Here is a 15,197-nt window from a genome sequence, read left to right as displayed (position 1 = left end):
CGGCCTCGCCGGCGTCGACGGCAGAGCGCACACAGTCCCCCATCGGCGAGGCCAGCGGCTTCGGGCTTCGGGCGCTCGTGGGGCTGGTAGGGCTGCTGACCATCGTTGCCGTCACGCTGGCGCTGGCCCGGCGGACGCCCCAGCCCTGAACCCTTGGGAGACAGCCTTTTGCCGTTCAATATCGATCACTGACACATGGGCAGACCGGACGACGACTCGTTTCTCGCGGCACTACGTGACGCCGTCCGGCTCCGGGACTGTCTGGCGCTCGCGCTCGTGCCGGCGATCGCCGTCGCCGCCTTCACGCTACCGGTCGCGCGCCGGGAGTCGCTCGCGTTCGCGTACCGCGACCCGTCGCTCCTGACGGCCTACACCGCGCAGTTCGTCCACTTCGACGCCGCCCACCTCGCGGCGAACGCGCTCGGCTACCCGCTGGTCGCGGGGATCGGCTACGCGCTCGCGGCGCTGTCGGGCTACCGGCGGCTGTTCGGCGTCGCCGCCTCGACGTACCTGCTGGCCTTTCCCCCGGCGCTGTCGTGGCTGAACCTCGCACTCCCTCGCAACGCCGTCGGCTACGGGCTCTCGGGGCTGAACATGGCGTTCGTCGGCCTGCTCGCGCTCGTGCTCGTCGCGTACGGGGGCCGGCTGGACGACCGGATCAGCGTCCGGTACGCGCCGGGGCTGTTCTTCGCGGTCGTGGCGCTGATCGCGCTGATCGTCCCGCGGGCGGGGACCGTCACCGGGATCGGCGCCGCGAGCGTGTTCGTCGCCGCCGGCTACGTGGTCTCGGCGCGGCGATCGTGGCCCGAGAGGCCGGGGACCGGTCGTCGCCGCCTCGACCGGGCCGGCTGGCTCGATGCCGGGATCCTCGGCACGGTCACGCTGTTCGGCTACCAGTTCGTCGGCTTCGGCAGCCTCGCGACCGGCAGCGGGATCGTGAACGTCTACGTCCACCTGCTCGGGTTCTGTCTGGGCTTTATCGTCCCGTACATCGCGCTCGTGCTCGGCGTCCTCGGCGCCGACCGAGGCTTTTTGTCAGACTGACACCACTCCTCGCGTACCGTGTCCCCCAGACGGTTCCTGACGGTCGGCGCCGAACTGGCCGTGGCGCTGGTCGTCGCGTCGCTGCTGCTCGGGCAGGTGCTCGGGACGCCCGTGCTGCTCGGCTACGTCGAGACGGGGAGCATGGAGCCGACGCTCGAACCGGGCGACGGGTTCGTCGCGGTCCCCGACGCCGTCGCGGGCGACGTGGAGGAGGGCGACGTGATCGTGTTCCGCGCCGAGGAGCTGCAGGGCGGCGGGCTGACGACCCACCGCGTCGTCGGGGAGACCGAGCGGGGGTACATTACGCAGGGCGACGCCAACCCCTTCACCGATCAGGACGGCGACGAGCCACCGGTGAAGGAGGGCCAGATCGTCGCCGAGGCGCTCCAGATCGGCGGGAGCGTGGTCGTGATCCCGAACCTCGGGACGGTGGTCACCGGGCTGCAGAGCTCCTTCGGCGCGGTCCAGCAGCGGCTCGCCGTCCTCACCGGCTCGCGAGCGCTGCTCGGCACGCAGGGGCTCGCGTACGCCCTGCTGGGGCTGTCGGCGCTGCTGTACCTCTACGACCTCGTCGCCGGCGGTGGGGAGGCTCGGGACCGGAGCCGGGATCGGGATCGCGACCAAGGGATCTCCCCGGCGCTGGTCGTCGTCGTGCTCGCCGGGGTGCTGGTGGCGTCGGCGACGGCGGCGATGGTCGTCCCGGCCGGCACTCAGCAGTTCGGCGTCGTGAGCGCGGAGTTCGCCTCCGAGAACCCGACCGTGATACGACAGGGGGAGTCGGCGACGGTCCCCTACACCGTCCCGAACGGCGGCCTGCTTCCGATCGTGACCTACCTTGAACCGGGTAGCGAAGGGGTCACCGTCTCGCCGGACCGCGTCCGGGTTGCCGGCCGCGAGCGGGCCACCGTCGAGATGACGCTCTCGGCGCCCGACGAGACGGGGTACTACCGGCGGTTCGTGACCGAGCGCCGGTACCTCGCGGTGCTCCCCGGCCCGGTGATCGACACGCTGTACGGCGTCCACCCGTGGCTCCCGATCGTCGTCATCGACGCCGGCCTCGCCGGTTTCGTCGCGCTATTGGGGCTGGTCGTGCTCGGGGGCCGGCGGGTGCGGGTCAGGGAGCGGGACTCCCGCCACAGCCGCGCCGGGTGGCGCCGACTGCTCCGCTATCTCACGCGGTGATTTCGTTTCGGATGACCAATAGTTCTATGTGAGACCACCGCACAGGAACGGGCATGACAGAGGGGACGAGCGGGCTTCGGCTCCGTGCGATCGTGGGGTCGTGGTTCGCCGTGTTGGCTGCCGTACTCGTCGCGGTCACGGTGGTAGGGGGCGCCGCGGCGTACACCGCCCACGTCGCCCCGGGGACCGAGGCCGAGCAGGTCGAACGGACCCACTGGCGGGCCGACGGGGGATTCCGACACAGCGCCGACGTGACCCGCGAGAACCCCGTGTTCCCGGTCGGATCGACGCTCTCGGACCGCTCGACGTACTACGTCGGGCCGTCGCCGGTGCTCGACGGGCAGTACAGCCTGCGGTACGCCGGGGGCACCGAGCCGGCGACGGTCGAGATCGACGCCGCTCTCGTGATCCAGTCGAGCACGGACGGGACGGTGCTCTGGTCGGATCGGACCCCGCTCGGCGGGACCCGTACCGAGTCGGTCGCTCCGGGGGAGACGGTCGAACTCAGTTTCTCGGTGAACGCGACCGAGGTCGCCGAGAGGCGGGCGACGATTCAGGAAAGCCTCGGCGACACGGAGGGGGAGATATCCACGTTCGTCGCGGTCGAGGCCACGGTCGCCGGGAGCCTGAACGGCCAGCCGGCCAACCGCTCGTTCACCCACCGGCTCCCGATCACCGTCAACGACGAGACGTACGTCGTCGGCCCCGCGGAGGCAGGGAGCGAGCCGGCGACCACGACGCGGACGGTCCGGACGACCCGCGAGTACGGCCCGTTCTGGTCGGTCGGCGGGCCGCTCCTGCTGCTCCTCGGCGTGGTCGGCGTCGGGGGACTCGTCGGTGGGTGGCGCGAGGACGCGTTCACCCTCTCCGAGGCCGAGCGCGACCTGCTCGCGTTCCGGGCCGAGCGTGCGGAGTTCGACGAGTGGGTCGTCCGGGCGCGGCTCTCGACGGCGTTCGACGACCGGCCCCGCGCCGAGGCCGAGTCGCTCGGCGACGTGGTCGACTTCGCCATCGACGCGGACACCGGCGTGATCGAGGAGCCGGACACGGGGCTGTTCTACGCGGTCGCCGAGGAGCTGGTCGTGGTGTACGAGCCGCCGGCGCTCGCGCGGCGCGAACCACGAGGGAGTGACGACTCGAGTGGCGGGGGCGACGGACTCGGATCGCTCTTGGGCGACGGGCTGACGCTCGTCGACGACGGAAGCGACGATGGCGAGGACGGCGACGGGGCGGCGGCCGACTCCGACGAGGATGACGAGGTTGCGTCTCCGCCGGGCGAGGGTGAGTCGGAGCCGACAGAGGAGTAGGAGGAGGCGTCTCCCGAGCCGTCGTTGTTCGTCGAGAATAGTTTACCCGATCACGGCATCGGCTCAGCGGCCGCACGACGGAGCGCGCGGCAGGTCGCGCGCCGGGGGTTATCTACACGATCACGGCATTGGCTCCGCAGTCGCGCGACGGAGCGCGCGACAGGTCGCGCGCCATGATCGGTTTCTCACTCCGCGACGAACCGCGTCTCCTCCTCCATGTACAGCACCTCCCCGGCGTCCTGATCGGAGAACGCCTCGGCGTCGGCCAGCAGCGCCTCGCCCGCCTCGGAGTCGAACGCGGCGCCGAGCTGCTCCATGTCCTCGAAGTACACCTCCGCGACGCCGTCGTAGGCGCTCTTCTCCGGCTCCGTCGGGTGGGAGGTGACGTAGCGCTCGACCCCCGGGAGATCTTCGACCAGCGGGACGTGCTCCTCTTTCCAGTGGGTCAGGAACTCCTCGTAGTCGAGCGACTCCTTCCGGACCAGCAGGACGACCATCTTGACCATGTGCCGGACTGTCGGCGGTGCGACCTTCGATCTGTCGGTCCGCGGACCGATCCCGCCGCCGTTTGCCGATCGTGGGAATGGCCGGGCAATTGAAGTGGCTCCGAGTCAGTTGTTCACACACTCAAATGCCCGCTTCGTACGGTTTCTCCCCCGACATCGAGCAGGAAGTCGCGGCCTGTAGCGGCGCGTTCGGCTGTGCCGAGGCGGTCGCGGGCTCGCTGATCGCGCTGGTGCTGTGGGCGGGGCTTTCGACGGGGCTGTTGTTCGCCCCGCGGGCGAACGTCCGGGCGGCGACGGAGGCGATCCGGCGGGAGTACGAGGCAATCACCGCCGAGCAGGACGCGCTGTCGTCGTTCGTCTCCCGGGTGCGGGAGCTTTCGGCGGCCGGCCCGGCGCCGACGGTTGAGGGCGGCGGGGTCGGCGTCGTCGGCGCCGCCAACGGTCAGTCCGGCGGGATGGCGCAGGTGCGGGAGGCGTACCGCGAGACGATGATGGACGTGGAGCACTTCGAGCGCGACTACGGGGAGTCGCTACCGGTCAACCTCGCGAACGAGTTCGGCGACGGCGTCGCCGGCGCGGTCGTCGCGAACGACGCGCTCTCCCCGCAGGTCAAGCGTGCGGTGATCGCGAGCGCGGAGGAGAGTTGCGCTCGCCGGGATCGCTACCTCGACACGCTCGACGACGAGCGCCGCCGGCTCGAACGGGCGGGCGACGCGCTCGACGACGCCGCGGCCCGGTGTGCGGAGCTGGACGGGGACCGACTCCGGCGGGAGTCGTTCGACGACCTGCAGGCGCGCTTCGAGTGCCTCGACGAGACGCGGGAGTCGCTGGAGGCGACGCTCGCCCGCCGCCAGGAGCAGATTCAGGAGGGGGTGACGTTCGGCTGGCAGCGAGAGGACAGCGAGTCGGTGTACCGCTACCTCTACCGCGACCTCGACGCCACCTACCCCGTACTCGCCGACGGCACGCGCGTGCTGGCGCGGATGGACGACGTGGAGAGCCGTATCACGACCGCGCTGACCGCACAGGCCTGACCGCCACCGTTCGTTTTCTGCCGGCTGGCTCGCGTCAGTAGTTCCAAGTCCTCCGAGCGGCCACGGTGGGTATGGTCTCTCGCAGACGGTCCCTCCAGTTCGCCGGTACTGCCGTCGCGGCCGCGCTGGCCGGCTGTTCGGGCGACGTGCTCGGCAACGACTCCTCTCGAACGGAGTACACGCTACAGGTGTATCGGATCGCGACCGAGCCCGTCCCCTGGGCGCTGTACGAACCCCCCGAGAACGAACTGTTCGGCGACCCGGCGCGGGCCGCAATCGACGCGGTCGTCCCGACGGGGCGGCACGTGACCCGCGGCTACACGCCAATCAGTGAGGGCGCCTACGTCGAACACGACGGCCAGTACTACCGGATCGACCAGTTCGTCAGCGGCCGTGCGGTGCGTGAGCGCCCGTTAGTCCGGGTCGACACCCTCGACGGCGCCCCCGACGACGCGGTGCTGCTCGACAGCCTCGAACAGCCCAGCGCGCGACCGGTGAAGATCCTCCACACCTACGCCGTGAGCGACGGCGCGTCCTCGTCGGCGTCGCTGCTCCGTGGCGACGCCTACGTGATGGCTCGGCCGGCCGAACGCGAGAGCCGACTCGTCGACGAACTGGACGGCCGAGCCGTCAGGATGGCGGCCGACGGCGAGCTCGCCTACCGGGTCCACGTCGAGCGCGGGCGGGTCACGCTGACCGAACACACCACGTTCGCGACCGTGGTCGCCGACGACCGCGAGGCGTTCCGGGAGGTCGTGCTGGGGTCGGCAGTCGACACCGACCTCGGTGCCATCGACCTCTCCGAGGACGCCCGGACGCTGCTGGACCGCGCGATCCAACGAGAGGCGTACCGGGAAACCGGCGAACCGTCCGATGCGTTCGAGACGCTGCTCCGTCGGCTCGGGTTCTCGGCCGACGAGTCGGAGACGGGACGGATCCTCTGGGACGGGCAGAGCCTGTACCGAGCAAGCTTCTACGTGAACCGGACGGACTGAGCCGTCACGGGGGCGTGGCTGCCGCGCCGATCGGGGGTTCCCGCCGGCGAAACGCTCAATAAACCCCCGTGTCCAGCGCGACGAAACCCTCAAGTAGGCCTCGTCGGCCACGTCCGGCGCTCTACCCGGTCGGAAGGATTCGGAGTAATTCGGCTGTCTCAGCGGTTCTTCCTGATTCCTCTCCGTCCATTCGGGCGAGAAATCAGACGGCAGATTTAAGTAACACCGTACGGTACCCGAAAGTGAGACGACTGCAGTCCAGACGCATCTGTCTCTCCCCACCCCACACCCAATGAGCGACAAAGTACAAGCGTACACCAGTGAGCGTGCCGAGGCCGCACAGAACGAGGAACAGACCGAGGAAGAGGAGGAGTCCGTCGACGAGCTCCAGTGTCCCGAATGTGGCGGCAGCCTCGCCACCGACACCGAACACGGCGAGACCGTCTGTCAGGACTGCGGCCTCGTCGTCGACGAGGACAGCATCGACCACGGTCCCGAGTGGCGCGCGTTCGACTCCCGCGAGAAGGACGAGAAGTCCCGCGTCGGCGCCCCGACGACGAACATGATGCACGACAAGGGGCTGTCGACCAACATCGGCTGGCAGGACAAGGACGCCTACGGCAACCAGCTGTCGGCCAGCCAGCGACAGAAGATGCAGCGGCTCCGGACCTGGAACGAGCGGTTCCGGACACGGGACTCCAAGGAACGGAACCTCAAGCAGGCGCTCGGCGAGATCGACCGGATGGCCTCCGCGCTCGGCCTCCCGGAGAACGTCCGCGAGACCGCCTCCGTCATCTATCGGCGTGCGCTCTCGGAGGACCTCCTGCCGGGGCGCTCGATCGAGGGCGTCTCCACGGCCAGTCTCTACGCCGCCGCCCGGAAGGCCGGCACCCCGCGCAGCCTCGACGAAATCTCCGCCGTCTCCCGCGTCGAGAAGGACGAGATCGCCCGCACCTACCGCTACGTCGTCCGCGAACTGAAGCTGGAGATCCAGCCTGCCGACCCCGAGCAGTACGTCCCCCGGTTCGCCAGCGACCTCGGCCTCTCCGACGAGGCCGAGCGCCGCGCGCGCCAACTGCTCCAGACCGCGAAGGAGCAGGAGGTCCACTCGGGCAAGTCGCCGGTCGGCCTCGCGGCCGCCGCCGTCTACGCCGCCTCGCTGCTCACCAACGAGAAGGTGACCCAGTCCGAGGTCAGCGAGGTCGCGAACATCAGCGAAGTCACGATCCGCAACCGCTACCACGAGCTGCTGGAGGCCGAGGAGAGCATCCACATGCCCTGAGACGGGTGGGGAGCTCCTTCACCGACGACTGACGGCTCGTTTTCGATTCTCCGACCGTTTCTGTACCGCGTTCGAGTAGCGACGCTGACGACCTTCGAGCTCTCAGAGCCAGTCGCGGACCGGCTGGACGGCGCCGAGGGAGGAGCCGACGACGTAGAGGCCGATCGCGAGCAGCCAGATCCCGGCAGTGAGGAACCCGATCGAGAGCCCGCTCTCGGTAGCAGTCCGGACGAAGAGGCTGGCACCGGCGAACGCCAGCGCCCCGCCGACGGCGACCAGCGCGATCGTCCCGACGGCGTCGAGGATGGCGTCCTGAACGGCTTGCCGCACGGTTCGATACAGCGCTTCCTGATCGAGATCGGACACGTCGACGGCCGTCCGGCTGTCCGGCTCGGTGTCGCGTGAGCGATCGGAGGGCACGCGGGGTCGAACGGTCGCTCGGCAGTTAAACGTACACGTCACCGTGGTAGCGCTCCGGCGGCCGCGGTACCACCGGCGGCGACGGACCGGCGGGGTTTTTGCCTGCTTCGTCCGTACGCCCGTGCATGAGCGAGCAGGGTCTGCTGGACGTCGTCGACAGCGAGGAGCACCGGATGATCCGCGACACGGTCCGGGAGTTCTGCGAGGAGGAGATCGAACCCATCGCACAGGAGATCGAGAACGAGCACCGCTTCCCCGAGGAGATCTTCGAGCAGTTGGGCGAACTGGACATGATGGGCGTCCCCGTCTCGATGGAGTACGGCGGCCTCGGCGGTGACCAACTGATGTACTCCCTCGTGACAGAGGAACTGGGCCGCGTCTCCGGCGGGATCGGCCTCTCCTACGCCGCCCACGTCTCGCTCGGCTCGAAGCCGATCGAGATGTTCGGCAGCGAGGCCCAGAAGGAGGAGTGGCTCGAACCGCTCGCGAGCGGCGAGGGGATGGGCGCGTGGGCGCTCACCGAACCCGGCAGCGGCTCCGACGCCTCGGACATGGACACGATGGCCGAGAAGGACGGCGACGAGTACGTGCTCAACGGGACGAAGCAGTTCATCACCAACGCCAACGTGGCGAACAGCGTGCTCGTGAAGGCGGTCACCGACCCCGACGCGGGCTACGACGGCATCTCGACGTTCATCGTCGACCCCGAGAACGACGACGGGTTCGAGGTCACGACCGTCTGGGACAAGATGGGGCTGAACTGCTCGCCCACCTGTGAGATCCAGCTCGACGACGTGCGCATCCCGGAGGACCGCCTGCTCGGGGAGGAGGGCGAGGGCTGGGAGCAGACGAAGAAGACCCTCGACGGCGGCCGCATCTCCATCGCGGCGCTCTCGACGGGGCTCGCACAGGGCGCCTACGAGGCCGCACGCGACTACTCCACCGAGCGCGAGCAGTTCGGCCAGCCCATCTCGAAGTTCGACGCGATCCGGGACAAGGTCGTGGACATGCACCGGAAGATCGAGCGCGCCCGGCTGCTGACCCACAAGGCTGCGTGGGCGTACGATCAGGGGGAGTCCGTCAGCCGGGAGTCCGCGCTCGCGAAACTCGACGCCAGCGAGGCCGCCCGCGAGGTCGCCGAGGAGTCGGTCCAGACCCTCGGCGGCTACGGCTACACGGAGGACTTCGCGCCCCAGCGGTTCTACCGCGACGCGAAGCTGATGGAGATCGGCGAGGGGACAAGCGAGATCCAGCACCTCGTGATCGGCCGCGAGATCGGCCTCTGAACGCTCGGTTCTCTTCCTGCCGTTTCACCTCGACCCGCCCTCAGGCGGCGTTTCGCGCCGGAACGACCGCAGCGGCGGCGACTGCGCCACCGACGAGGACGGTCACCGCCGCCAGCCCGAACGTCGTGAGGGGGTTCGTCGGCGCGGCGACGGCGCCGCCGACGGCGTTTCCGACGCCGCCGCCGATCCCGGTGATCGCGACGACCAGCCCCAGCGCCTCGCCGCGGACGCGTTCGGAGGCCAGCCGCGCGACGATTCCGGTCGTCGTGACCGCGACCACCGCCCACGTCACGCCGATCGCCGCGAGCGCGCTCCCGACCAGCAGTTCGACGGCGAGGAACGCCGTGCCCACGAACAGCACCGCACGGGCGATCAGCGCGCCCGCCTGCAGGCGCATCGCCGCGTAGCGCTCCATCAGCCGGCCCACGGGGTCGTAACACACCGTCGAACCGAGCGTGTTCGCGAGGAAACAGAGGAACACGACGCCGTCGCCGAACCCGATGTCGGTGAGGTGGGCGGGCATCGGTCCCCAGAACACCGCAAAGCCCGCTGAGAACAGCGCCGTCCCCGCGAAGTAGCCGAGCAGCGGTCGACCGAAGCGCTCGGAGAGCCGCCCCGACCGCAGCGAGCGCAGCGCCCAGTACATCCGGCTCGGGCCGTACGGGATGCCGCGGAGGAACCGGTCGCCCCGCCAGCTCTCCCGCGACAGCGAGCGGTAGCGGCGCAGGAACCGCTTCTCGGAGACGTGGGTGGCGTCCGGGTAGAAGTGGACGAACAGCAGCGTCGCGGCGACCGCGAGCAGCCCCAGCCCCGTCAGGAGCGTGCGCTGGGCGGAGACAGCCGTGTAGCCAAGCCGCGGCGCGGCGGCGGTCCAGACGGTGCCGACGACCAGCCCCGCCAGCCAGCCCCAGCCCTGCAGCGCGTTCAGGCGGGCGATGCGGCCGTCCCACGCCGACTGCTCCACCCCCTCGACGACGATGAGGTTGAGCACCGGCGACGCGGCGGTAACGGCGAACCAGAGCGCGGCGTTGGCGGCGACCAGCGCGATCGGACTTCTGAGTCGCGGCGACACCAGCAGCACCGCCGCCGTCGCGATCAGCGCGAACAGCACGAACGGGCGTCGACGGCCGGCCTTCCCGGCGATCCGACCCCACAGGATCGCGCCGGGGACGCCCGCGAACGCCGCGGTCGATGCCATCAGTCCGACGAGGAACGCGCCGCCGTCGAGGCTCAGCGCGTACAGCGGGAGCAGCACCGACGCGCCGCCGACGGCCGCGTAGCCGACGGCCCACGCCCGGAGCCAGCGGTCGTCCGTCGGGGTGTCGGTCGCGAACGGGAGGTTCACACCACCGCTGTCGAACGGTTCCGGGAAAGACGTTCTGGGAGCGGGCTCGGGGCTCACCGAAACCCTTACTCCCGGTCCGCGGCGACCGAGAGGTATGAGCGACGGAGACGAGCCGGCGGTCACCGGCGAGGAGGTCCGGAAGGTGGCGGACCTCGCGCGGGTGGACCTGACCGACGAGGAGGTCGAGCAGTTCGCCGAGCAGTTCGAGGACGTGCTCGCGGACTTCGAAACCTTGGACGAGGTGCCCGAAGTCGAGAGCGAGCCGGACCTCGTGAACGTGATGCGGGCCGACGAGGTCGAGGAGGGCCTCAGTCAGGAGGCAGCGCTCAGCAACGCCAGCGAGACGGAGGACGGCTACTTCAAGGGGCCGCGGGTGTCGTAATGGCCGAGCTGAACGCCTACATCACCGAGGAGCGCATCGAAGGCGCCGACGACGGCCCGCTCGCGGGCAAGACCGTCGCGGTGAAGGACAACATCTCCACCCAGGGCGTCGAGACCACCTGCGGGTCGAAGATGCTCGAGGGGTACGTCCCGCCGTACGACGCCACGGTCGTCGAGCGCCTGAAAGAGGCGGGCGCGACGATCAACGGCAAAGCGAACATGGACGAGTTCGGGATGGGGACGACGACGGAGACCTCCCACTTCGGCCCCACGCTGAACCCCGTGGACACCGACCGCGTGCCGGGTGGCTCCTCCGGCGGCTCGGCGGCGGCCGTCGCCGCGGGCGAGGCCGACCTCGCGCTTGGGAGCGACACGGGCGGTTCGGTCCGCGCGCCCGCCGCGTTCTGCGGCGTCGTCGGGATCAAGCCCACCTACGGCCTCGTGAGCCGCTACGGGCTCGTGGCCTACGCGAACTCCCTCGAACAGATCGGCCCGATCGCACCGACCGTCGAGGAGGCGGCGGAACTGCTGGACGTGATCGCCGGCTCGGACGACCGGGACGCGACGACCGTCGACGAGGGCGACGGCTCGAACTACGCCGCGGCCGCGGACGGCGACGTCGAGGGGATGACGATCGGTATCCCGAACGAACTGGTCGAGGGCGCCGACGAGGGCGTCGTCGAGACGTTCCGGGACGCGATCGACGAGCTCGAGGCGCAGGGTGCCGAGACGGTCGAGGTGTCGATGCCCTCCGTCGAGAAGGCGGTCGCGGCGTACTACGTGATCGCGATGTCCGAGGCCTCCTCGAACCTCGCGCGCTTCGACGGCACGCGCTACGGGCTGAACGCCGTGGAGGCCGGCGACGCCGACGACCTCTCGGAGGCGGGCAACTGGAACGAGGCGTTCGCGACTGCTCGGGAGGAGGGGTTCGGTCCCGAGGTCAAGCGGCGGATCCTGCTCGGCACGTTCGCGCTCTCGGCCGGCTACCACGACAAGTACTACGCCAAGGCACAGGACGCCCGCGAGTGGATCAAGCAGGACTTCGACGAGTCGCTGCAGGAGGCGGACGTGCTCGCGTCGCCGACGATGCCCGTGCCGCCGTTCGAACTCGGCGAGGGGCTTGAGGACCCGCGGACGATGTACCTCGCGGACGCGAACACGGTGCCGGTGAACCTCGCGGACCTGCCCGCAATCTCCGTGCCTGCGGGGGAGGCTGACGGCCTGCCGGTCGGGCTGCAGCTGGTCGGACCGAAGTACGGCGAGGAGACGATCGTTCGGGCCGCGAGCGCGCTGGAGTGAGGTTGTAGCGTATTTTTGGTTCGTTTTGTTGTCGACGAGCAGTAACTGAGACAGCAATGGGAGCTCGGTCGTTGACAACTGGAACAGCAACAGCAGCTCGATCGTAGACCACTTGCGACCGCACCGCCCCGCACAGCCCTCGATCCTCCCCAGCCGACTCCCTCCCTCGCTTCGCTCGGTCAGTCGTCCCTCGCGCGCTCGTTCGCGCACGGAGGCGCTCACGTCGCGCGCCGACCGCCACAGCGGTGCGGTCGCGGTGGACGCCTCGCGGCCGCCAGCGGTCGGCGGCCGCGGGGGGAGGGGTGGGGATTCGGTGCTGCGCCGGACCTCGTGTCCGGCGCACTGCGGTCACAAGTTGCCAACGATCGAGGTGCTGTTCCGGTCGCTGTTCCTCCGAGAAACTACGTGATCGCTACTCCCCCGAGAAGCTACGCATCGAAGCCATCCTGAGCACCTACCCACTCCCAGCCCGCCGGAGTACCCGCGAGACGTACACCTGCTTCCACACCAGCCACCCGCCGACGGCGACCGCCGCCAACCCCAGAACCGTCACACCCACCGCGCCCCAGTTCGTCGTCTCGAGCGCGCAGGCGAGCGTCTCCCGCGCGCAGGAGCCGAACAGCTCCTGGCCGAACGCGCCGACGTTCACCAGTCCGACGCCGACGAGTATCGACGCCGCGCCGGCCAGCGTTCGCAGCAGTCGCTCGCGGCTGCTCGGCGGGTCGGCGACGATCCGCTCGCGAACGCCCGATTGCGGGCCGGCGGCCTGTGCCGCGATCGCGCTCCCGAGCAGCAGGAGCGCGGTCGGAACGAGGAACAGCCCGATCGACAGCATCCCGACCAGCGAGAGGCCAACCGAGAGGAGCGCCGCGACCCACACGACCACGGTCCGCTCGGTCCACGCGCCGGCGACGCCGACGGCCGCGAAGAGTGGATTCAGGAGGACGATCCCAGCGAAGAAGGCGTCTGAAAGCGGCGCCGGGAACAGGAGGACGGCCGACGCGAGCACTGCGGCGAGCAGGGCGACCGCGGCGAGCAGCCGACTCGTTTCGCGGTTGGAGGGGACCATACCCTCGTATTTGGAGCGTTCTACACTTAGCTCCTCTGTCGATCGAAATCGACGCGTTCCCGAAAACACTTACCGGCGACGGCGCCCCGCCACGTATGGAGACTGCCCCGCTGTCCGACGCCGACGACGCCCTCCTCGACCATGCGAGAGCCCTGAACCGGGAGACGTACGATCCGGAATTTTTGGACGGTGCACACATTGTCAGCGCGAGCGTCCGCACGGTCGACGGCTCCGTCTACGACGGCGTCAGTCTGCCCGCCAGCATCGGTCGGGCGTCGAACTGCGCCGAACCGGGCGCTGTGAGCGCCGCGATCGCCGCGGGCCACTCGGGGGCCGACATCGAGGCCTGCGTCGCCGTCTCCTACCCGCTCCCCGAGCACGACGCCGACGAACAGCGACCGGTCCCGCCCTGTGGCGTCTGTCGGGAACTGCTCGCGGACTACAACCCCGAGATGCGGGTGATCGTCCCCCGCGACGGCGAGATCCGGACCGTCCGGGCCGGTGACCTGCTCCCGGTCCGGCCGTGGTGACGCGGCCCCGAAATCCGCCGGGAGCCGGAGTTCTTTACGCCGCCGCTCCCAGTTCCCCGCCACAGCCATGAGTCTCGACCTTCCCGACATCGGCCTCGGTACCTCCGGCACGAAGGGTCACGAGTGCGCCGACGCGGTCGCCACGGCGCTCGACGCCGGCTACCGCTTCGTCGACACCGCACAGATGTACGACAACGAGCCCGCGGTCGGCGCGGGCATCCGCCTCTCCGAGGTGGACCGCGAGGACGTCGTGCTCGCAAGCAAGATTCTCCCCGACAACCTCGGCTACGAGGACGCCAAACGGACGGGCCGGGAGAGCCTCGACCGGCTCGGCGTCGACGAACTCGACCTGCTGTACGTCCACTGGCCGACGGGCGCGTACGACCCCGAGGAGAGCCTGCGCGCGCTGCAAGAACTCCACGACGAGGGCGTGACCCGCAACGTCGCGGTGTCGAACTTCACGCCCGAACTGCTCGACGAGGCCCGCGAGATCCTCGACGCCGACATCGCCGCCCACCAGGTCGAGTGCCACCCGCTGCTCCCGCAGGACGAACTCCGCGAGTACGCCGCCGAGCACGGCCACACCCTCGTCGGCTACTGTCCGCTCGGACAGGGCGACATCTTCGACACGCCCGAACTGCAGGCGGTCGCCGACCGCCACGACACCACCCCCGCGGCGGTCTGCATCGCGTGGGCCGTCGAGACGGAGGCGCTGGTGCCGATCCCGAAGTCCGCCACGCCGGAGCACATCCGCGCGAACCTCGAGGCCGCGAGCCTCGACCTGACCGAGGAGGATATGGCCACTATCGACGGGATCGAGGAACGGCGACGGCTGGTCGACCCCGACGGCGCGGCGTGGAACCAGTAGCCCGGCGCCCGGAGTGAGATACAGTTTTCACATCGCGGACCGGCACACCGATCATGACGCTCGCCGCCGCCGTGATCGACCGACTCGTCGAGCACGGGATCGACACCGTGTTCGGCATCCCCGGCAAGCAGACGCTGCCGTTGAACGAGGCCGTCGACGGCCGCGACGACGTGCAGTTCGTGATGGCGCGCCACGAGACGGCCGTCTCCCAGCAGGCGTGGGGGTACGCCGAGACCTCCGGCCGGCCCGCCGCCACCGTCGTCGTCCCCGGTCCGGGCGACATGAACGCGATGAACGGGCTGAAGAACGCGTACAACGACAACACGCCGCTGGTCCACATCGCCGTGGAGACCGACCCCGAGGTCCGGGGCCGCGACGGCATCCACGAGACGCCGCCGGAGACGTACGACACCGTCACCAAGGCCAACCGCGTGGTCAAGAACCCCGACGGCGTGCTCGCGGAGGTCGAGCGTGCAGTCGAGACGGCCACGACGGCGCCGAAGGGGCCGGTCCGGCTCGGCATCCCGAAGTCCTACCTCCCTGCTGCGGCGCCCAAGGGCGGCGTCGCGGTGACCGACACCGGCCAGCCCGAGGCGCCGCCCGCGGGGACGGTCGCCGACGCGGCTTCGATCCTCGAGGGCGCCGACGC

The 15,197-nt window shown here is 70.1% G+C and carries 16 protein-coding genes; 12 read left to right on the top strand and 4 right to left on the bottom strand.

Going from position 1 to position 15,197, the window contains the following annotated elements:
- Window positions 1–195: 195 nt before the first annotated feature.
- Genes ACFR9S_RS09255 through ACFR9S_RS09245 form a run of 3 tightly spaced genes read left to right on the top strand, consistent with a single transcriptional unit; the run spans window position 196 to window position 3,533 of the window.
- Entirely contained in the window at window positions 196–1,044 is an 849-nt protein-coding gene (locus ACFR9S_RS09255) for a hypothetical protein (RefSeq protein ID WP_379818481.1), read from the top strand.
- Window positions 1,045–1,062: 18 nt separating this feature from the next.
- Complete coding sequence (locus tag ACFR9S_RS09250; protein WP_379732518.1) at window positions 1,063–2,226, top strand: signal peptidase I; 1,164 nt, start codon at window positions 1,063–1,065, stop codon at window positions 2,224–2,226.
- 53 nt (window positions 2,227–2,279) lie between these two features.
- Entirely contained in the window at window positions 2,280–3,533 is a 1,254-nt protein-coding gene (locus ACFR9S_RS09245; RefSeq protein ID WP_379818480.1) for a DUF5305 family protein, read from the top strand.
- Window positions 3,534–3,718: 185 nt separating this feature from the next.
- Here the strand turns inward: ACFR9S_RS09245 and ACFR9S_RS09240 are convergent, their stop codons facing one another.
- The gene (locus ACFR9S_RS09240; RefSeq protein ID WP_379732481.1) at window positions 3,719–4,039 is read right to left on the bottom strand and encodes an EthD family reductase; all 321 of its coding nucleotides are present in this window, start codon (window positions 4,037–4,039) and stop codon (window positions 3,719–3,721) included.
- A gap of 125 nt (window positions 4,040–4,164) precedes the next feature.
- On the opposite strand from ACFR9S_RS09240, the gene ACFR9S_RS09235 reads away from it, so the two are divergent.
- The 3 genes from ACFR9S_RS09235 (at window position 4,165) to ACFR9S_RS09225 (ending at window position 7,350) form a co-directional block, all read left to right on the top strand.
- Window positions 4,165–5,073, top strand: coding sequence for a DUF7260 family protein (locus tag ACFR9S_RS09235; protein WP_379818479.1), 909 nt, complete (start codon window positions 4,165–4,167; stop codon window positions 5,071–5,073).
- 71 nt (window positions 5,074–5,144) lie between these two features.
- Window positions 5,145–6,068: a hypothetical protein gene (locus tag ACFR9S_RS09230; protein ID WP_379731797.1), complete on the top strand. Its 924-nt coding sequence runs from the start codon at window positions 5,145–5,147 to the stop codon at window positions 6,066–6,068.
- 292 nt (window positions 6,069–6,360) lie between these two features.
- Window positions 6,361–7,350: a transcription initiation factor IIB gene (locus ACFR9S_RS09225; protein ID WP_379731798.1), complete on the top strand. Its 990-nt coding sequence runs from the start codon at window positions 6,361–6,363 to the stop codon at window positions 7,348–7,350.
- Window positions 7,351–7,452: 102 nt separating this feature from the next.
- Here the strand turns inward: ACFR9S_RS09225 and ACFR9S_RS09220 are convergent, their stop codons facing one another.
- Window positions 7,453–7,770, bottom strand: a complete 318-nt coding sequence (locus ACFR9S_RS09220; protein ID WP_379731799.1) for a hypothetical protein — start codon at window positions 7,768–7,770, stop codon at window positions 7,453–7,455.
- Between the two features lie 125 nt (window positions 7,771–7,895).
- Here ACFR9S_RS09220 and ACFR9S_RS09215 point away from each other — a divergent pair, with 125 nt between their 5' ends.
- Window positions 7,896–9,056 carry an acyl-CoA dehydrogenase family protein gene (locus tag ACFR9S_RS09215; protein WP_379731800.1) on the top strand — a complete coding sequence of 387 codons (1,161 nt, stop codon included), beginning with the start codon at window positions 7,896–7,898 and terminating at the stop codon, window positions 9,054–9,056.
- Between the two features lie 40 nt (window positions 9,057–9,096).
- Here the strand turns inward: ACFR9S_RS09215 and ACFR9S_RS09210 are convergent, their stop codons facing one another.
- On the bottom strand, window positions 9,097–10,401 hold the full coding sequence (locus ACFR9S_RS09210; protein WP_379818478.1) for an MFS transporter: 1,305 nt from the start codon (window positions 10,399–10,401) through the stop codon (window positions 9,097–9,099).
- A gap of 94 nt (window positions 10,402–10,495) precedes the next feature.
- On the opposite strand from ACFR9S_RS09210, the gene gatC reads away from it, so the two are divergent.
- A complete protein-coding gene (gene gatC / locus ACFR9S_RS09205) occupies window positions 10,496–10,783 on the top strand; it encodes an Asp-tRNA(Asn)/Glu-tRNA(Gln) amidotransferase subunit GatC (protein ID WP_379732964.1) in 288 nt (95 codons plus the stop codon).
- Window positions 10,783–12,081 (top strand): Asp-tRNA(Asn)/Glu-tRNA(Gln) amidotransferase subunit GatA, encoded by a 1,299-nt coding sequence (gatA, locus tag ACFR9S_RS09200; RefSeq protein ID WP_379818477.1) that lies wholly within the window; start codon window positions 10,783–10,785, stop codon window positions 12,079–12,081. The genes gatC and gatA overlap by 1 nt, the downstream gene beginning before the upstream one ends.
- Window positions 12,082–12,535: 454 nt before the next feature.
- Here the strand turns inward: gatA and ACFR9S_RS09195 are convergent, their stop codons facing one another.
- Entirely contained in the window at window positions 12,536–13,150 is a 615-nt protein-coding gene (locus ACFR9S_RS09195; RefSeq protein ID WP_379818476.1) for a hypothetical protein, read from the bottom strand.
- A 95-nt stretch (window positions 13,151–13,245) separates the two neighbouring features.
- Here ACFR9S_RS09195 and ACFR9S_RS09190 point away from each other — a divergent pair, with 95 nt between their 5' ends.
- The 3 genes from ACFR9S_RS09190 to ACFR9S_RS09180 form a co-directional block, all read left to right on the top strand.
- Window positions 13,246–13,680 (top strand): cytidine/deoxycytidylate deaminase family protein, encoded by a 435-nt coding sequence (locus ACFR9S_RS09190; protein ID WP_379732489.1) that lies wholly within the window; start codon window positions 13,246–13,248, stop codon window positions 13,678–13,680.
- A 67-nt stretch (window positions 13,681–13,747) separates the two neighbouring features.
- Window positions 13,748–14,548 (top strand): aldo/keto reductase, encoded by an 801-nt coding sequence (locus ACFR9S_RS09185; protein ID WP_379732490.1) that lies wholly within the window; start codon window positions 13,748–13,750, stop codon window positions 14,546–14,548.
- A gap of 53 nt (window positions 14,549–14,601) precedes the next feature.
- Window positions 14,602–15,197, top strand: a 596-nt coding sequence (locus tag ACFR9S_RS09180) for a thiamine pyrophosphate-binding protein (protein ID WP_379818475.1), incomplete at its 3' end; no start/stop codon positions are given.

It is taken from the genome of Halolamina salina, assembly GCF_042678005.1.
In the GTDB taxonomy this organism is placed as follows: domain Archaea; phylum Halobacteriota; class Halobacteria; order Halobacteriales; family Haloferacaceae; genus Halolamina; species Halolamina salina.
This window is presented reverse-complemented; position numbering and strand designations above follow the sequence as displayed.

Coding starts and splice junctions, on each gene's coding strand:
- ACFR9S_RS09245 (WP_379818480.1), top strand. CDS start 2,280: ATGACAGAGGGGACGAGCGGGCTTCGGCTCCGTGCGATCGTGGGGTCG.
- ACFR9S_RS09190 (WP_379732489.1), top strand. CDS start 13,246: ATGGAGACTGCCCCGCTGTCCGACGCCGACGACGCCCTCCTCGACCAT.
- ACFR9S_RS09240 (WP_379732481.1), bottom strand. CDS start 4,039: ATGGTCAAGATGGTCGTCCTGCTGGTCCGGAAGGAGTCGCTCGACTAC.
- ACFR9S_RS09225 (WP_379731798.1), top strand. CDS start 6,361: ATGAGCGACAAAGTACAAGCGTACACCAGTGAGCGTGCCGAGGCCGCA.
- ACFR9S_RS09185 (WP_379732490.1), top strand. CDS start 13,748: ATGAGTCTCGACCTTCCCGACATCGGCCTCGGTACCTCCGGCACGAAG.
- gatC (WP_379732964.1), top strand. CDS start 10,496: ATGAGCGACGGAGACGAGCCGGCGGTCACCGGCGAGGAGGTCCGGAAG.
- ACFR9S_RS09215 (WP_379731800.1), top strand. CDS start 7,896: ATGAGCGAGCAGGGTCTGCTGGACGTCGTCGACAGCGAGGAGCACCGG.
- gatA (WP_379818477.1), top strand. CDS start 10,783: ATGGCCGAGCTGAACGCCTACATCACCGAGGAGCGCATCGAAGGCGCC.
- ACFR9S_RS09235 (WP_379818479.1), top strand. CDS start 4,165: ATGCCCGCTTCGTACGGTTTCTCCCCCGACATCGAGCAGGAAGTCGCG.
- ACFR9S_RS09230 (WP_379731797.1), top strand. CDS start 5,145: ATGGTCTCTCGCAGACGGTCCCTCCAGTTCGCCGGTACTGCCGTCGCG.
- ACFR9S_RS09195 (WP_379818476.1), bottom strand. CDS start 13,150: ATGGTCCCCTCCAACCGCGAAACGAGTCGGCTGCTCGCCGCGGTCGCC.
- ACFR9S_RS09255 (WP_379818481.1), top strand. CDS start 196: ATGGGCAGACCGGACGACGACTCGTTTCTCGCGGCACTACGTGACGCC.